Origin of the sequence: Archangium lansingense (genome assembly GCF_026626635.1) — a bacterium.
GTDB lineage: Bacteria > Myxococcota > Myxococcia > Myxococcales > Myxococcaceae > Archangium > Archangium lansingense.
In genome coordinates, this window is the sequence record NZ_JAPNKA010000001.1 from 10,187,439 (window position 1) to 10,204,409 (window position 16,971).

Below are 16,971 nucleotides of genomic sequence, written 5' to 3' on the forward strand. Positions count from 1 at the left end.
TTGGTTGGCTCTTACGACGACACCTTCCAGGCACTTGCCGCTCCCACGCGCAGAGCGGTGCTGGGGCGGCTGGGCAGAGGTCCTGCTGGAGTATGGGCGGGAGAGGAGCCCTGTTGCGGGCGAGGGCCGGGGTAGGAGGGCAGCTCGACACTCCATGGACAGTGCAGGAGGGGTCCCCATGGGGGACTGCACGTCGTGCTCCAGGCGCACCTCTCCCCTGCTCGGACACTGGCCCGGCGTGCTGCTCGGAATCCGGATGTGAGGACGTCGCGGCCTACTGCGCCGGGCCGGTGGAGACGCGGTGCAGCCCCATGGGGCACACGCCGACCCAGTGGCCTCCCCAGGGGGAGGCCGCAGGGGCGTGGGCGTCTTTGGCTCCGTGACTGCTCGAGGCTCAACACCACTCTCTCTGGGGTGGCCCCTGCTCTGCAGACTGCTGAGCAGGCCGCGTGGGCCGTGACAGGTGCTCCACAATGGCTCGCACTGCGTTGGGGGCCGTCAGCTATGCCTGCACCCTTCTGCGGCCTCCACACCCAGAGCAGGCGAAGACATCCTGCGCGAACATCCGGCGCAGCAGCCCCACCCAATCCCATCGCGGCGTGCGCTCCTTCCTCGACTCCACCATCCCAGCCAGAGCTAGGAGCTTGTCGGAGAACCCCACCGTAGAGGGTGGGCCAGGAGGGTGATGCCCCAGGTGGTTCTTCAGAGGGAAGGAGAGTTCTGGTTGAAGGTGGAGGGTGAGCGCCACCACGACGAAGAAGCCGGAGCAGGCCGACCTGTTGAAAGTAGCCGCCAGCGAGAAGCCGGAGCGGGAGGAGGCGAAGAGCTCCGCCCGCTTCACCTCGCCGAGGCCGTTCCGGGAATGGCAACCGGAGCAGGGGCAGCTGCTGCCGCAGTACGCGCGGGAAGTGCTGGGAGAGGGGCACCTGGCGTGCTTCTTCGTCGACTTGAGGAAGGCGCTCGATTTCAGCCCGATTCTGAGCGCGTACACGAAGGAGTGCGGCCAGCCGGCCTACCACCCGGTGATGATGGCGCTGCTGCTCATGTACGCGTACGCGCGAGGCATTACGAGCAGCCGGGAGATTGAGCGGAGGTGTGAGACGGACCTCGCCTTCCGCTACCTGACGGGAGGAGAGAGGCCGGACCACGACACGGTGTGCACTTTCCGGGTGCGGCATCTGGAAGCCTTCCGGGCGCTCTTCGTGGACACGCTGAGGCTGGCGCGCAGCTCGGGGCTCAAGAAGCTTGGGCACCTGTCGGTGGACGGCACGAAGGTGAAGGCCAACGCCAGCAAGCACAAGGCCATGAGCTACGGACGGATGGAGGAGTGCATGAAGAAGCTGGACGAGCAGATTGACAGGCTGTTGGAAGAGGCCGCGGCGCTGGATGCCGAGGAGAACAAGCGCTACGGCAAGGGGCGGCGCGGAGATGAGCTGCCCGAGGAGCTGAAGGACCCCAAGAAGCGCGCCGAGCGACTGCGGGAGGCGGCGCGTCAACTGGAGGCGGAGAAGAAGCTCGAGCTGGCGGTGGAGAAGGAGAAGCGACGAGAGAAGATTGGCAAGGCCAAGGAGGACTTGGAGAAGGAGGCCAGGGAGAAAGCCGAGGCCAGGGGCGAGAGGCCGGAGGAGGCGAAACCTTCCGAGAAGGCGCAGCGCAACTTCACCGACCCGGAGTCACGAATCATGCCCAGGGGAGGCACCTTCCAGCAGTCCTACAACGCGCAGGTGGCGGTGGACGCGGACACGCAGCTGATAGTGGCGCAGGAGGTGGGGCAGAGCAGCAGCGATGCACGCCAGCTGTCCCCCATGGTGGAGCAGGTAGAGGCCAACACGGAGTTGGTGCCCGAGGAGCTGAGCGCGGATTCGGGCTACCTGTGCCAGCAGGACATTGAGAAGGTAGAGGCCAAGGGCGTGGAGTGCTTCATCGCCACCGGGCGCGACAAGCATGGGGAGGAGGCACCGCCGGCCCCAAGAGGGCGACGGCCGGCGGGCATGAGTTTCAAGGAGCGGATGAAGCGCAAGCTCTCGACGAAGCGGGGGCGCAAGGCATACGCGCGGCGCAAGGTGACGGCTGAGCCAGTGATTGGACAGGTAAAGAACGGAGTGCTGCCACGCTTCTCGCTGCGGGGCCTCACCAAGGTGCAAGGGGAATTCTCGCTGGCGTGCGCCGTCCACAACCTCAAGAAGCTGTGGAAGCAGGGCTGGGAGCTTCCCAGCCTTGCCGCGCAGGCCGCGTAGCGGCGAGGTCGCTGCGAGGCGGGCGACCATGGGCCACATCGGCCACGCCCCCAGTACCCGCCTGTGGTGCCATATGGTGTCTGCTATGCGCTACCGCACCGCTGGCTGATTCGCCGACAAGCTCCTAGGCTGGGCGGGCACGTGGAGGCGCACATGGCGCTGCGGATGATGGATATCTACGAAGAGCACCTGGACGAGGCCGCCTTTCTCTGGAGCCAGTGGGAGCGGGCGCTGGCGGCTCCAGACCACGACCTAGAAGATACGGCGGCGTTGGAAGAGCGGTTGTTGGCGCACCTGGATGGGCTGGTGATTGGGGGTGCTCCCGTGGCGCGGGAGCTACTGATGCCGGCGCTGGGCTCGGAGGACCCGCCGCGTATCGCTTCTGCCTTCTGGGCTCAGGTGGAGGCGCCCGAGGGGATGTCGTTGGAAGAGACGGTGAACCTCCTGGTGGCTGCGCCCCCGAAACTGCTGCCCTCGTTGCAGCGTGCACTGGAATTGAGCGGACGGCAGGAACTGGGGGGCGCGCTACTGCCGCTGCTGCGGCGGACGGAGCCCGTCTTTCCTGCGCTGGCGCTCCATGTGCTCGCCTTCCGGGGAGAGGCGGGAAGTGAGGCGTCGATGGAGTGGCTGCGGCATGCGGATGGCTCGGTGGTCGCCGCGGCGCTTCGAGGCATGCGCCCTCTTCCCCGGGAGATGGACTCGTTGACGCTGTCCCGGCTCCTGGCCGACCCACGTCCTGGAGTGGCGGAGGCTGCCCTGGAGGCCGGGCTGGTCGCCGGGGCGCGTGTGGCATGGAATGCGTGCTGTCAGGCCGTGGAGGGCCGCACCGGCGCTGGCCGGCTGCCGCTGGCATTGCTGGCGGTGGGGGGAGAGGAGGGGAATCTCAAACCGCTCCTGGAGCGTGCCGGGTCGGAGGAACTGCGCGCGGATGCAATCTGGGCGCTGGGCTTCAGCGGCCGGGTGGCAGCCGCGGAGGCCTGCCTGGAACTGATGGGGGCGGAACCCATGGCGCCCCTGGCGGGTGAGGCCTTCTGTGCCATTACCGGGCTGAGGCTGGAGGGGCCGTACGTTCTGCCGAGAATGGAGGAAGAGGCCGCGCTGCCCCCACTGGAGGAGGAGCTCGATCAGGACCTGGAGCTTCGGCCGGAGAGTGCCCTGCCCATGCCGGATCGCCAGGCAATGGCCGCCTGGTGGATGAGGATGCGGAAGGACTTCGCTCGCGGCACCCGTTACCTGCGGGGGCGCGTGTTCAACAACGAAGGGCTGCTGGAAGAACTCGAGCGGGGGCCCATGCGGCGCAGGCACGTGCACGCACTGGAGCTGGCGATTCGCAGCCGAGGGGCGTGCCTGCTCCAGACTCGCGCCTTCGCCCAGAGACAGCGTACGGAACTGCGAAAGGCCCGTGCGGAGCAGGCGCGCCTGTCCGCAACTCCGTTTGCGCGCATTTTCGGTGGGTGAGCCCGCTCACGGCCAGGCCGGGTAGCCATCCTGCGGCATGCGTACGCGTGGATCGAGCAACTCCGGCGGCAGCATCCGGTGCTCCACCGTGAGCGGCACGCTGCGGCGCCGAGCCACCTGCACCAGTGCCAGGGCCAGGATGTCGATGTCCTCAGCCCCTGGGTCCAGCTCTTCCTGCTCCTCTGGCGAGAGTTGCTCGAACGATTCCAGGTACTTGCTCAGGGCTTCGTTGAAGGCCGCCGCGTCCCTCTGAACCAATCCTTCGAGGATGGCAATTTTCTCATCGAATCGGAACTTGCCCGAGCACATGCGTTGGAACTCCTGGAATGCAGTGGAAATGGCCTGCTCGGTACCAGCGGCCAGTGCTCGCAGCATGTTCGTATAGGTAAAGAACTCCTGTCCTTCAGGGTCGTCTTGTTGCCTGGGCATGAGTGCATCGATCTCGCGAGCGAGATTGAAATTGCCTGCCGCCATGGCACACAGCAGTGGGCCTTCCGTTTCGGCATTGACGAGATCGCTCTCCACGTCGAATCCCTGATGATAGGCCTTGAGGAGGGTGTGGTACGTCAGCGCCTCCCGGTGGAGATCCTCGAAGAAGCCATCCACATCCGCTTCCAAAAGGAAGCGGATGATAGCGCGGCCGCGGTACATGTCCACCAGGCACCAGATGGAGCCACCGAGATTCTTGCAGGCCGAGTAGGGCCGGGTGATGTCCTCTTTGAGGAAGGTGCGAATGGTGGTGTTGATGCTCAGCAGCGAGTCGTTGAGCAGCTCTTGATTCGCCATGGGATGGAAACCTCAGGGAGGGAGGATGATGGAGGATGGCGCAGGCTCTGAATCATGAGAAGCCTGTGTCTGCAACCAATTGTCGAAGTCTTCTCCCAGCTCGATGAATTCCTGCGGCTCCTGTGGAAATGGCCACTCGATGCTGAGTTCGTTGACAGAAGGGGTTGCGCCCTCGCCCAGGACGACCAGGTAGATGCCAGGATAGACAGGTACCTGGGCGGCACCGAAGATGTTGACTACCCGCCTGCCTCGCCTGTTCTTGGCGGCCTGCAGCATTCGGACGCTCTGCTCGACACTGGATGCCTTCTGGTCCGTGGTGAGCCCGTCGAGGCCGACCGGTTTCAGCAAGGCTTTCTTGGCACGATCCCGGATCCAGGCCCAGCTCATCTGCCGGCAGCGCCTGCCATCCGCCTGGTAGCGCCCCATGAGCTGCCAGACGCGCCGCCGATCCTGCTTCCAACTTTCGAACTTGGCCACGTTGCCAGTGAATTTGGATTCACAGAAGACACAACTCTGGTCCCTGTCGCGCCAGAAGAAACTGTCTACACCGCAGTTTTCGATATCAATTGAGGCCGCGCCTCGTTGCAGGGTCCGAACGTATTTCGAGGCCAGCTTCGTGAACCCCTCGCCAATGTAGCGCTTTTCAGCCCGCATGACGGAGTAGAGCTCGACCTCGATATTGGTCAGCTTGCTGGTGTTGTCCCAGACCGTCCATTTGAGCTCCATTTTGCCCGTTCCACTGTTGACGGGCGTTTCCTCGGTCTGGAAGGGCTTGGTCCCGCTCGGTTTTCCTTGAGGGATGCTGTTCCAAGTGGTCTCGAGGCGGTTGTCGCTGGCCCAGCCCTGCCATGGGTTCACGTGCCCCATCCGCACGATCCGGTGTTCCGTGGCCTGGGAGCTGGTCCAGTTCGCATAGGAGACGACGATCACCGCCTGATGCGTCTTTTCGGGATTAATTGCCATCCTTCCACTCCACGGTGAGGTTGATCTCCTCCGGATCCAGTTTCGAACTCTGACCCATGGCAACCAGCGGAGGTTGCAGCACGGGTGCGGGTGGAGTGTTCTTGTCGTTGTGCAGCATCATGTCGAAGGCGCGAGCCACGTTCTTCCCTTCGAATTTGACGTCGAACGAGTAGTTGATGAACTCTGCCTTGCCCTGGATCTTTCCGGAGGCGACGCCTTTGTTCGTGCCCGCCTCGTCTCCAGTGCTCGTCTTGAAGTTCGAGTCCTTGACGCACACCGGGTTGCCATCACAAATCACGCTCTTGGTGCCCTTGTCCGTGTCGGAGGACTTCGCGATGTTGGGATAGGGCACCGGTACGGGGGAAGGAGGGCCCGGCGTCAGACACACATCGGGGAAGGCGATGCTGGTGCCCGAGGAGTCCTTGTGAACGACAGTCAGTTTATTGACACCTGTCTTGGTGCTCATGGGCGAGCACCCTCCTTTCTAGCACTGCGCAGGTAGACCGAGCCCCTGAGTCCCTCGTCCGAAGATGCACAGACGAGGACATTGTCTGTGCCTGCGTAGCCTCGGGCAAGGGCTCGTGCACCGACGCATACGGAGATGGCAGAGGAGGCCGCACCCGTGTCCCCGATGCAGTCCGCGGGGTGCCACAGGCGCCAGGGTTGCTGGAGGTGCTGCAGCGCGCGTGGCACCATCTTGGAGAACTCCTCCGCGCGGTAGAGTTCACCATTCAAGTCACTGAGGATGAGCCCCGTGTGGGCGCCACGGTCCGTCAATCCCACGAGGGTCGTGGAGATGGCCCGCCCAAGGCCCAGTCCATTGCATGGCTGCCCCGAGGCTGGAGAGACGGGCTCATGGGCGACGCTGGGCGCCTCCAGCCAGGCGAGCACCTCGGCCTTCCTTCGCCGGGCTTGAACCGGTGATTCCACCAGGAAGAAGGCCGCCGCCTCCCCGGGAATCAGGCCCACGGCGTTTTCGTCTGTCTTGAGCCGCCCCTCGGTCCAGAGCTGGGTCAGCCTCTCTCGCTCCACCAGGGAGTCGACACCTCCGATCACCGCTTGCGTGAATCTGCCCTGTTGCAGCTGCGTGAGCGCGTCCTGGAGGGCCTTGAGGGCGGACGCATGCCCCTCGGAGTAGATGCGGATGCGGCTCTGCAGGCCGGGCAACTGGAGCCACTGAGCGATACGCGCGGCGAGTTGCTGGCGGCGCTCCTGTGAAATGCCCCCCCCGGAAGGCAGCCCCAGGTAGATGCCGAGCTGCTCGAATTCCTGACCGCCCAGCCTTGCGTTGACCATCAGGTCCCGCAGCCCATCCACGGTCATCCGGGTCCACCGTCCCATTCCGAAATATCCATCCGTGAGCCCCTTCAGCGGACTGCCGATGAGGGGGGGCTTCCAGGAGGGACGGTCAGCAATCCTCTGGGACTTGTCGAGCTCGTTCATCCGGACGATGCCGGCTCGGATGGCCGCGCATGCCGGGTAGGCTCCAAAGCCCACCGAGGTCACCATTCCAATGCCCGTCACGGGCACGGCTCCGCCCTGCGGCCCTCCCGTCATGGGCGCTGACCTCCGCCGGGCTCCTGGACCTTGGTCCAGAGCACCTCGTGCACCCGCCTGTGGATGGGCAGCGAGCCGCGCCACACCATCACCAGGCGCTCCTCGTCCGTGTCAATAACCACCGTGTCCAGCGGCATGGGGAGTGCGTGTCGGCGACCGGAATGCAGCATGACGACTCCCTCGAAGCGGTGGGTGGGCAGCAGGAACCGGAGCGGGCCTCTGGCAGAAGCGTTGAGGAGCTCGACGGGTTCGCCACCTGAGAGGAAGCCCGGTACCTGCTGGTCGGCGGGGGCGGCGTTGAGGTGGCGGCGATCGAAGTCCTTTGGCACGAGGGGGAAGCGCTCCTCCTTCCAGGCCTGATCGTAACTGCCAGCCAGCCGGAGCCTGGGCTGCCAGTGGGATGCGATGAAACCGAAGCCCGCTGGAGGCGGCCTGTCGGAAGGGTGGCGAATCCGGTGCTGAGGGTCCTCCAGGTTGGGCAGCAGCAGGCCGTCGTAGGTTGCCTGGGAGGGGCGAGCAATGAATCCGGTGCCCACGGGATTGCGCAACTCTGCCTCGGGCTTCTCTGGATTGCTGCGGTCCCAACCCCCAAAGGATCGCTCGTAGGTCAGGGGGATACGCTCGAAGGGGAGTGGGGCGTTCATGGTCGTAGAACCCAGGAATCGGGACCACACCCGGTTCCCCAGGACCAGCACCCGTTTATGGAGGGGTCCGAGCCGCAGCGAGACCTCGACCTCGGTCGCGCGACCTTTTGGCGCATGGGCGTGGCCCAGCAGCACGACGTCCGTTGCCTCCTTGGTGAAGACCGCTTCAGTCTCGTATTTCAGGCTGGATGCGCCCGGCGCGCCATGGAAGACAGGCTCCGCGCTGACGGGAGGCGAAGGCTGGAGCGGCGCCAGGGCTCCTTTGGCCTGGAGAACGAACGTTGCTTTGACGACCAGCGTCAGCACGTCTGCGCCGTGCTCGTCCTGCAACAGGAACATGTCGGCGGCGAAGGGCGTCAGATTGACGAATCCTTTGCGCACCAGATCCGCTATTGGCTGGGGCATGTCATGACCCTCCTCCCTTCACTGTGCCCGACCAGCGGGTCATATGTAGCGGCTGCTGGCCCCTCGAGCATGTTAACTCCTTCAAGCGTGAGATGGGCTGCGTGCCGCCGAGGCTCTCTCCTGCGTCTGCTGGATTCCAGGGATTGAGTTCGTGGGCTTGAGTGGGGCGTAGCAAGGTCGCCGCAAAATTCCTGGCGTCCTCGCGTGTCGGTTCCGCGGGTTGGACGGGGCTGGTCAAAGAAGCCTCGTGGTTAAGAGGGCTTATGCGTCCAGCTTGCGGGGCCGGGCTTTTTCGGCCCGACCGTCAGAACTCGATGACGAGGCTGACCCGACCGGGCAGGTCCTGCTTCTGCTCGGGCTTCAATCGGTAGCCCGGGCTGGAGAGGACACCCAGGACGCAGTCGCGTTGCTTCCCGCTCAGCTCGCCGCCCGTTCCCACGAGCTCGAGCGCATGGTCGGAGACGGAGCCGCTCGCGGCGTTCACCGCGGCCGTCCAGCGCAGGGCCCCGGGTCGCTCCGTCCCACTGAAGCACTGGGCCAGGCGCGGGCTGCGCGCCGCGACCTGAAGGCGGAAGTCGTCCAGCCAGCTCGGCGAGGTCTGCGCCTCGTTCTGGTAGCTCCCCCGCCGCTGGCGCTCCATCCGCTCGCTGAAGGCCTTCGGCTTGCTCGCGGGCGACGCGGGCTTCTTCGGCTTCACCTCCGGCGCGGGTTCTACCACCGGCTCCGGTGGCGGCGCAGGTGGCGACGGCTCGCACTCACAACGCACCAACATCGCCAGGAGCAGCAGCGCGGCGATCGTCACCGCTCGACGAATCCGTCTCCGCCTCTTCTCGCGTCGGATGGAGGGGTGCTGTTCCATCCGCTCGCGTGCCGCCTGCCTCATGCGCTCCGCCGAGCGGCGCAGCTCCTTCTTGCGCCGGCGCAGCTCGCGCCGAAGCTCCCTGGGGGTCATTCGGTGAGCCTCCACCCGAAAACGAGTGCGCCCTTGGCGTCCCTCCACTCCACCGGCTCGAGCACGATCGGCGTGAAGACGGACGGCGCCTCGGGCTCGGGCGGCCTGAAGGGCCACGGCAGCGGATCGGCCGGCGCAAGGCGGATGCTCCCGGCAAACGTCGAGCGCGTGAGTGACAGCGCCCGCGCGTTCCCGCTCACCGAGTCGTCGAGATGGCTCAGGCCGTCGAGGATCGACTGGGTCCGCTCCATGAGCTCGCCGGCCGTCCGGCTCTGCGACTTCGCCGTTCTGGATTCGTCGCTCAAGGGCCGGAGCATCTCGAGCACGTGCTTGAGCGTCGGAACGTTGGCCCGGCGGACGTCCGCATCTTCCGCTTCGATGTTCTCGATGAGCTGTCGCACGAACCTCAGCACCGACGAGGGCTCCTCGGGGAGCGCGTCGCGCAGCCGCGTCGCCATCTCTCCCGGCTTGCCCTGCGACAACGGCCGGAGCCGCTCGACCGTCGCGTCGAAGGAGCCACCGCGCCGGGCAGTCCGGGTAATCCGCTCGAAGGAGCGCTCGTCGGCGCGCAGTGCCGCGCGCCAGACCAGCTCCTCGATGACCTGGTTGTACTCCTGCCGCGGAACCAGCGCCTTCAGCGTGGCGACGACCTCGTCGTTGGTCTCGTAGCGGGAGAGCACGTACGACAGCCACCGCCGTGCGAGCCCCAGGGTGACGGCCGCCTCGCGCGAGGTCTCGGCCTGCTGCATGGCGTACGCAAAGGAGCGCAGGGACTCCTGCAGCTCTCCCACCTCCAGGAAGCCCACGCCCCGGTGCAGCGCGACGACCGAGCGCTCGCGGAACCCGGTGCTCTCATCGAGCTCGAGGAGGCGCTTGCCTCGTTCGCCCGAGGTCAGCGCGCCGCGCAGCTCCCTCGAGTCGCTCGCTCCCACGAAACCGATCCAGGCCTCGAGCTCCTTCCCATCCTTGCGGCGGATCAGCTCGTCGATGATCCCGAACATGAGCTTCTGGAGCGCGTCCGGCTCCTTCGACAGCGGTCGCGCCCGGGCGAACAGGAACAGCCGCCGCTCCCGGTTCAGCGCCAGCCACTCCCCCGGGGTCCAGGTCAGGCTTCGTCGAAGGAACGCCGCCTGCGGCGAGTCCTCGGGGAAGGTCTCCAGCTTGCTCCGGAGCTCCGCCGCGCCTGCCGCGGAGACGCCGACCACCCGGGCCTGCTGCGCGATGCTTCGAGCATTGCCGCGCGCCTTGCGCGCCTCCAGGTCCGCGAGCACCAGGTCGAGATCGAAGATGCGCGCCTCCACCACCGACAGGTTCCGGACCTTCTCCCGCACCAGGGTGGCGCGCGATGTCACCAGCAGATCGCGCAGGAGCCAGCCCGCGTTCAGTCGCTCCTCGAGGTCGAGGAACAGGGTCCGTCCGAACCGCAGCGCCATGGTGGCTGGCAGCAGGCAGTCGGTTCGGGAGAAGGTCACGGAACGCAGCTCCTCCGCCGAGAGCACGTCCCGCAGAGAGATGAATCGCTGCTGGCGCCCGACCTCGAAGACGTCCCACGGCGCGGGCCTCGAGGGCGCCGGGCCTCTGCTGAGCCCGTGGACAACCATGTTGTGCAGCCCCAGCGGCCAAAGGCCCGCGCCCTCTCGCTCGTCATCCTCGAACCCGTCCTGGCACAGCCCGAGGCTTCCGAGCGCTGCCCACACCACGGAGCGGAATTCCGGATCATCTCGCGGGCGCTCGCCCTGCTGGAGAAGGCTGTTGCGAAGCAGCCACAGCTTGAGCACGTCTTCCGGACGGCCGTCCCGGAGCGCGAGGCGCGCGTTGTAGAAGACCACGGTCTGTCTGGACGCCGTCGCCTCCGCGGCCGCGGCGCTCGACAACAGAGCAGCGACGATGGCGACGACCCAGCGCATCAGAGTGTCCAGCCCAACGCGAGCGAGAGCTCCCACCAGAACCCCAGGCCTGTTCCGGTGACGACGCCCAACAGCGGCACGGCCATCATCGCCCGCGGCGAAAGGAAACCTCCGGACCCGAAGTACACGTCCACAGAGAGCCCCGCGAGGAGGCCATACCGGGCAGGGTCAATCTGCATGCCGCCCGGCCGCGAGGACTCGAGCTGCGCCAGCTCGTGGTCGGAGAGGCGCGGCGCGAGGAGCGAGGTGGCGACGTCCTGGAACTTCATGCCCCCCATCGCCCCCGGGTAGAAGAGGTAGCGGAAGCCAGCGTTGGCAGAGAACACCAGCTCGGTCGCGGGGAAGAAGCCAGGCAGCGCGGTCACCACGCCCTCCGCCAACGGATACCCGACGTTGATGTCGAGCTCGAAGCGGCTGGGGCGGCCGTGTTGGCGGTACGGCGTGAGCGCCAGCTTCTCGGTGCTGTCGGTTCCCCAGGTGAACGCGCGGGTAATGGCCACCTCCCCCACGAAGCTCCCGAACGGCTTGCGCGCCATGAGCCCAAGGCGGGTGCTGCCGAAGTTGTTTCGCTCGAGGAGCTCGCTGCCAATCAGCCCGAACCCGATGGTGGACTTCCGCCAGTCGAAACGCACCGACTTCGAGGCTGCGCCAATCTCCCGCTCGGTGAGCGCGTCGAGCGGCGTGCGGAAGCCCTCCAACGTGTCGTCGGTCTTCTCGGAGTCGGCAGGGGACGGTTCCGGGGCCTGCGCTTCCGGGGCCTGCGCTTCCTCCGCCAGCACGGCGCGCGGCAACGAGAGGACGAAGAGGACGAGGAGGACGAAGAGGCTACGGATCATGAGGGAAGCCTCCGTCACCCGGTCGCGGGAACATCGGGCGATAGCACTGCACGCGGTAGGCATCCCGGAACAGCGCCTGTACGTTGTAGGTGACGCTCGAATCGAACGTCGGGTGATCACAGAAGCGCGTGCATTGCGCCAGGATGTCGCCCATGGGGAACTCTCCCGTCGTCCACAGCCCGCTTGCCCAGGTCTCCTCGTTGGAGCTGACAATTCCGAACGGCACGCTGAACGAGTAGGCCGTCACGGATCCGGCGAGATAGCTCTCGTATTGCGCCTTCAACAGGAACGGGAAGTCCCAGAACAGCCCGAGCGCATACGCGGGCTGCGGGGCCAACTGGTGCAGCTCGGGAAGCACCTCGAGCCCCATCGGCGTCGGCGAACCCGGGAGGCGGAACACAATCCGCCTCTTGTCCGCGTCCGGGCAATAGGAGAACGCATCGCCCGGCTCCGCCGTGAGGATCTCGTTGTTGTAGAAGGTCGCGATCCCGAACTCTCCGATCGGGATGTTGACGGAGAGCGGCGTGTGCTCGGGAGCCCGGAACGACATCGAGGTCATCCTCCCCGCCTGGGCCTCCGAGTACTTCTGGATGAACCGGAGGTACTGCGCACGGGTCGCCAGGATCGGGATCTGATTGAAGCGGAACGGCCCGAGCTCGAGGTCGGGGCGCTCCGACACCGCGGGGCAGGTGCTCGACGCTGCTACTGGGACCTCGTCGAGGTCGTCAACCGTGTGGTTGGGTGGGCACCACAACACCAGTCGCCGAAGTTCCGGGCGCGCGACGACGTGCGCCACGCTGTCATAGACGAAGGCACCGGTGACGCGCGGCGAGCTCTTGTCCCGCTCGAAGGGCAGCACTCTCTGGAGCGCCTCCTCGAGCACGGTGCCCAGCCGGCCTGTCGTGTCGTCGTGATGGAAACCCAGCACGAGGACCATGTCCCGCCCCTGCGTCCGCACCTGATCGATCCGCGTGCGGAATTGGGTGGCGAGCTCGTCGACGAACCCGGGAGCATTCCAGTTGTCGATGCAGATCTCCGAAGCGTCCTCCAGGAAGAGGCGCTGCTCCTGCATCGCGTAATGCGGCGAGGAGATCTCCCGTCGGCACGGGCGCAACATGAACTTGATCGGCGTGTTCTCGGTGATCGGGCTGCGCAGGACCGGGAAGGCCGGGCGAACCTGCGGATTCTTTCGCGCCAGCGCCACCGCCTCGAAGGTGCCCCCCTTTGCATCGGTGACGGTCGAGCGCGCACAGACGACCGGGGACTCGGACGCCGACAGCGGAAGCGAACCCACGTCGAACACGGCTCGCTCGGTGGTCTCCACCGGTCCGAAGTCCAGCGACGGCAGCGCTCCCGGACAGCTCTGAACCGAACCGTAGCCGTACGGGTTCTCGCCGAAGTTCGCGGCGATGGCGCCGTGCCGCCGGTCGGCGATGGAGAAGTGGCGCCGCAGCCCGTACTTCTGCACGTCGTGGTTCCGCAGCGTCGGGAACTGGTGCCGGGCGCGCCATTGCACGTGCGTGTTGGTCTCGTCGAACACGCCGTACACCAGCAGGCTCCGGTTCGTGTGCGCTGCCCCCCTGCCGATGATGTTGAGGGCCACGGGCGCGTTCAGCGTCATCTCGCCGGCCCGGTGGTAGCGCAGCCGCAACCTCACGTCGCGCGGCCGCTCGCCAAGCGCCAGGCTGGTGCTGCCGCACACGCTCTTGGGGCCGCAGTCGACCGGAACGTGGGTGTGAACCGTGTCGAGCTGTGACAGCGGCGTCCAGGGCAGCTCGAAGTGATCGGTACGGACCGTGAGCTCGAGCTGGCTCTCGGGCCCCAGTCCCTGCTCGGCGTTGGCCTGGTAGAAGACGAAGAGCGTGTTCTCCTCCTCGAACCAGGCCACGTCCGCGAGCGAGAAGCCCGCGTTGATGTCGACGATCGGCACCTTCTCGCAGGCGGCGACCGCGATGGCAGTGACCCCGATGATCAGCAGGCGCGCGCGGTCCATCCCGTCCACCCCACCTAGGTGATGATCTCCGCGAAGGAGACCTTCCCTCGCGCGACCTGCTTCTTCACGGCGGAGATCAACTCGTTCTGGCCGCGCCGCGCGGCCCTGAGCTGCTCCTCACGCGAGACGAACGACATGTTGGCGCGGATGGCGCTCTGCATCGCTGGCGCGAGCCGCGCGATGAAGCTCTCCTGCCACGCGGGCTGCTGCACCGAAGACCAGCCGGCGAGCCCCCGGACGTCGACGTCGAGCAGCAGGTCCCTCTGGAGCTCGTCGGGCAGCTTGAGCAGCATGTCTCCGTAGAGGATGTCCTGGTACCAGAGCGGCAGCGTCCCGCCGGAGCGCCCCAGCGCCCGCGTGAACAGCACACCGCGCTCGGAGGACTCGAGCAGCGGCAACAGCACCGAGAGCGCACCGGCAGCGTCGAACTGCCGGCCACGGTCCAGGATGCCCTGGGCCGGAGGCGCCGGGGGAAGCGGCTTCCCCGCGCGCGCGGCGTCGAGCACCTCGAACAGGTGGACCGTCTCCTCCTTCGAGATGCGGTTGGACGCGAGCAGCTCGTTGGCGACCTGCACCCGCAGCTCGGGCGGCATGATCCGCGCCACGTCCTGCTGGCAGTCGGTGGGCACGTGCCCGAACAGCAGCGCCCCATGACGTGGCGACAGGCTCTCGATCAGGTGCGCCACGCCGTTGGAGCCAAACTCCTCGCGGAGGCTGCGGTACACCTCGGCGTCCGCCTGGGCCATCAGCGTGGAGGAGATGGCGTGCTGGTTCAGCAAGCGGAAGAACTCCGCGTCCGAGAGCAGCGCCTTCTCGTCCACCGTCTTCAAATACCCGGCGAACTCCACCTTGCGGACGGCGAGCTCACCGTCCGAGGTGAAGGCCAGGGACAGCCGATCGCCGAAGACGAAGATGGCCTTGGCCAGCAGCTCGAACTCGCCGGCCTTCAGCCAGTCGCGCAGCAGCTCCACCACCACGCTCTCGTCCTTGGCCAGCTCGGCCTGGGCGATCCGCTCGTTCCACAGCTGCTGCTGGGCCGTGACGAACGCGGCCTCCACGTCCCCTTGGGAAGGCGCCGGGTCCGCCCCGTCCGCAGACGGCTCCCCGGCGCTCGGGGGTGTCTCGGCCTCCGCCGCCTTGTCGAGCGAACCCGCCGCGAGCTGCGCCGCCAGCGCCTTCTCCTCGAGCGTCTCGCGCCCAAGGCGGCGCAGGGCCCAGATGATGGTCAGCGCCGCGACCGTCAACATGACCAACGCGATCATCCACGAGAAGTGCGGAAGCAGGCTGACCCAGAGCTCCCGCAGCGCGACGTCAGCTTCCCACGTCGTCGGCGGCGCCGGCTCCACCGGCTTCTCCTCGACCACCGGCTCCGGCGCCGGCGGCTTCGGGGGCTCGGCCGGAGGCGGAGACTCGCGCAGTCCCGGAGAGATCGGCTGGAGGATCTGCCGGCCGACCTTCACCTTGAGCCAACCCTTCGACAGCCGCTGCTCGAGGCGCCGGACCAGGGCCTGGACATCCTGGGTGGGGACCGACTTCTCGTGGGTGAACTCGCACTGAGCCTGCGTCAGGTACTCCTGCGGCGGCACGCTGCCGGGACCTTCGCTCTGACCGAGCCCGGGCATCGAGCTGGTGCGCGGCATGTCGACGGTGACGTGGTCGCGGTAGACACAGCCCTTGGAGAAGCAGCGCTCGGGGGCACAGTCCTGTGCCAGCGCGAGATCGAACTGACTCTCGAGCGTGCGCAGCTCCAGGAGGACGGGCGCGGGGACATGGCTCTGCGGCACCGGCGTCGGCGCGTCAGGGAGGCTGGTGCCGGTCGGGGGTTGGGTCTGAGCTGCCGCCACGGAGCTCAACGCGACCCAGGCGACGAGGACGGCGAAGCTTCTCATCAGTAGATCCTCACGACGACACGGCGGTGCCGGGCCAGGCGCTCGTCTTCGCTCAGGCCCTTCAGCAGTTGCTCAGGGAGCGGCTTCGTCTCGGCGTAGCCCTCGACACGGATGCGCGAGCGTTCGATCCCTACCTCCTCCAGCCGCTGCCTCACCACGATGGCGCGCGCGCTGGAGAGCTCCCAATTGCTCGCGAACAGCCCACCGCTCACGATCGGTGTCGAGTCGGTGTGCCCCTCGACCGCGAAGTGGTACTGCGACGAGTACGGCGAGAGCTCCTTCAGCATCGCCGCCACGGTCTCGTCGAACTCCGGCCGGATCTTCGCCTTCCCCGAGTCGAACACGAGCCCGGAGTTGAGCGACACCTCCAGCCCCGCCTCGGTCACCGTGGTGGTCACCAGCTCCTGCAGGTTCTTGGCGGCGATCTGCTGCTCGAGCTCCTTACGAATGGACTCCAGGCTCGCCGGGCTCTCCTTGCCGGAGATGCTCTGGGCGATCTGCTGCATCTTCATCTTGTTGAAGTTCGCCGCGGTCAGCAGCACCACGAAGAACAGCAGCAGGTTGGTGATCAGGTCCGCATAGCTGAGCAGCCAGCTCTCCTCATGCCCCGCTTTCCGTCTTTGCATGGCTCACCCTCACCGCTCGCCGCGAGAGACGATCTCGTTGACGCTCTTCTCGCACCGCTCGAGGAGCCCCAGGCGGTCGTCGAGCAGCCCGTTGAGATAGTGCCCGATGGGCCCGGCCACGCCGGCGCCGAACGCCACGCCGTACAGGGTCGCCAGCAGCGCCAGGGACATCGACGCGCCGATGTTGAGGTTCTCCGAGCTCATGTTGCGGAAGAGCTGGATCATGCCCGTGATGGTGCCGACCATGCCGAACGCCGGCCCCAGCTTGGCGAGCATCTCCCAGTTGTGGATCGCCGGCTGCCACCGGCTGATCTCCTCGTGCCGCAGCTCGGTGAAGGTCTTGTTGCTGGAGGCCTCGTTCGCCCGGTTCAGGATCAACTCCAGCATCTGCTTCACCGCGGGGAAGCGGCTGTTGGCGGCCAGATCGACCGCCTGGCTGCGCTTGCCGTCGCGCCACAGCGCGGACAGCTGATTGCGCTCGACCTCCATCGCCCGGGTGCTCCGGCCGAACAGCGCCAGGCCGGGGAGCATCTCGCGCAGGCACAGGAGGGTGCGCCACGCGGTGGTGTGACTGGAGCTCACCAGCACCGCCGAGCACGACCCGACCAGCACCATCACCAGCGCGTGGGCGTCGAACGCAGAGATCACCGCGTCGCTGCGATCCTTGAACCCGTACCAGATGATGAAGCCCAACAACACGAAACCGATGATCTGCACG

General features: G+C 66.6%; 14 protein-coding genes. 2 read left to right on the plus strand and 12 right to left on the minus strand.

The window, feature by feature from the left end:
* The first annotated feature begins 737 nt into the window (after positions 1-737).
* On the plus strand, positions 738-2,237 hold the full coding sequence (locus OV287_RS40530; protein ID WP_267537314.1) for an IS1182 family transposase: 1,500 nt from the start codon (positions 738-740) through the stop codon (positions 2,235-2,237).
* Between the two features lie 153 nt (positions 2,238-2,390).
* On the plus strand, positions 2,391-3,695 hold the full coding sequence (locus OV287_RS40535) for a TIGR02270 family protein (protein ID WP_267539387.1): 1,305 nt from the start codon (positions 2,391-2,393) through the stop codon (positions 3,693-3,695).
* A gap of 6 nt (positions 3,696-3,701) precedes the next feature.
* Here the strand turns inward: OV287_RS40535 and OV287_RS40540 are convergent, their stop codons facing one another.
* The 12 genes from OV287_RS40540 to OV287_RS40595 all read right to left on the minus strand — a co-directional run bounded on the left by OV287_RS40540 (position 3,702) and on the right by OV287_RS40595 (position 16,970).
* On the minus strand, positions 3,702-4,481 hold the full coding sequence (locus OV287_RS40540; RefSeq protein ID WP_267539388.1) for an Imm49 family immunity protein: 780 nt from the start codon (positions 4,479-4,481) through the stop codon (positions 3,702-3,704).
* A 12-nt stretch (positions 4,482-4,493) separates the two neighbouring features.
* The gene (locus tag OV287_RS40545; RefSeq protein WP_267539389.1) at positions 4,494-5,444 is read right to left on the minus strand and encodes a hypothetical protein; all 951 of its coding nucleotides are present in this window, start codon (positions 5,442-5,444) and stop codon (positions 4,494-4,496) included.
* Entirely contained in the window at positions 5,434-5,910 is a 477-nt protein-coding gene (locus OV287_RS40550; RefSeq protein WP_267539390.1) for a DUF4150 domain-containing protein, read from the minus strand. Before OV287_RS40550 ends, OV287_RS40545 begins: the two co-directional genes overlap by 11 nt.
* Positions 5,907-7,001 (minus strand): beta-ketoacyl synthase N-terminal-like domain-containing protein, encoded by a 1,095-nt coding sequence (locus OV287_RS40555; protein ID WP_267539391.1) that lies wholly within the window; start codon positions 6,999-7,001, stop codon positions 5,907-5,909. Before OV287_RS40555 ends, OV287_RS40550 begins: the two co-directional genes overlap by 4 nt.
* Positions 6,998-8,050, minus strand: coding sequence for a DUF2169 family type VI secretion system accessory protein (locus tag OV287_RS40560; protein WP_267539392.1), 1,053 nt, complete (start codon positions 8,048-8,050; stop codon positions 6,998-7,000). The genes OV287_RS40555 and OV287_RS40560 overlap by 4 nt, the downstream gene beginning before the upstream one ends.
* A 304-nt stretch (positions 8,051-8,354) precedes the next feature.
* On the minus strand, positions 8,355-9,002 hold the full coding sequence (locus OV287_RS40565; protein ID WP_267539393.1) for a hypothetical protein: 648 nt from the start codon (positions 9,000-9,002) through the stop codon (positions 8,355-8,357).
* Complete coding sequence (locus OV287_RS40570) at positions 8,999-10,909, minus strand: hypothetical protein (protein WP_267539394.1); 1,911 nt, start codon at positions 10,907-10,909, stop codon at positions 8,999-9,001. The genes OV287_RS40565 and OV287_RS40570 overlap by 4 nt, the downstream gene beginning before the upstream one ends.
* Complete coding sequence (locus tag OV287_RS40575) at positions 10,909-11,745, minus strand: hypothetical protein (RefSeq protein WP_267539395.1); 837 nt, start codon at positions 11,743-11,745, stop codon at positions 10,909-10,911. The genes OV287_RS40570 and OV287_RS40575 overlap by 1 nt, the downstream gene beginning before the upstream one ends.
* Positions 11,735-13,738: a hypothetical protein gene (locus OV287_RS40580; protein WP_267539396.1), complete on the minus strand. Its 2,004-nt coding sequence runs from the start codon at positions 13,736-13,738 to the stop codon at positions 11,735-11,737. Before OV287_RS40580 ends, OV287_RS40575 begins: the two co-directional genes overlap by 11 nt.
* Positions 13,739-13,752: 14 nt before the next feature.
* Positions 13,753-15,627, minus strand: a complete 1,875-nt coding sequence (locus OV287_RS40585; protein ID WP_267539397.1) for a magnesium and cobalt transport protein CorA — start codon at positions 15,625-15,627, stop codon at positions 13,753-13,755.
* On the minus strand, positions 15,627-16,253 hold the full coding sequence (locus OV287_RS40590; protein ID WP_267539398.1) for an OmpA/MotB family protein: 627 nt from the start codon (positions 16,251-16,253) through the stop codon (positions 15,627-15,629). Before OV287_RS40590 ends, OV287_RS40585 begins: the two co-directional genes overlap by 1 nt.
* 9 nt (positions 16,254-16,262) lie before the next feature.
* Positions 16,263-16,970: a MotA/TolQ/ExbB proton channel family protein gene (locus OV287_RS40595; RefSeq protein ID WP_267539399.1), complete on the minus strand. Its 708-nt coding sequence runs from the start codon at positions 16,968-16,970 to the stop codon at positions 16,263-16,265.
* Between the last annotated feature and the right edge of the window lies 1 nt (position 16,971).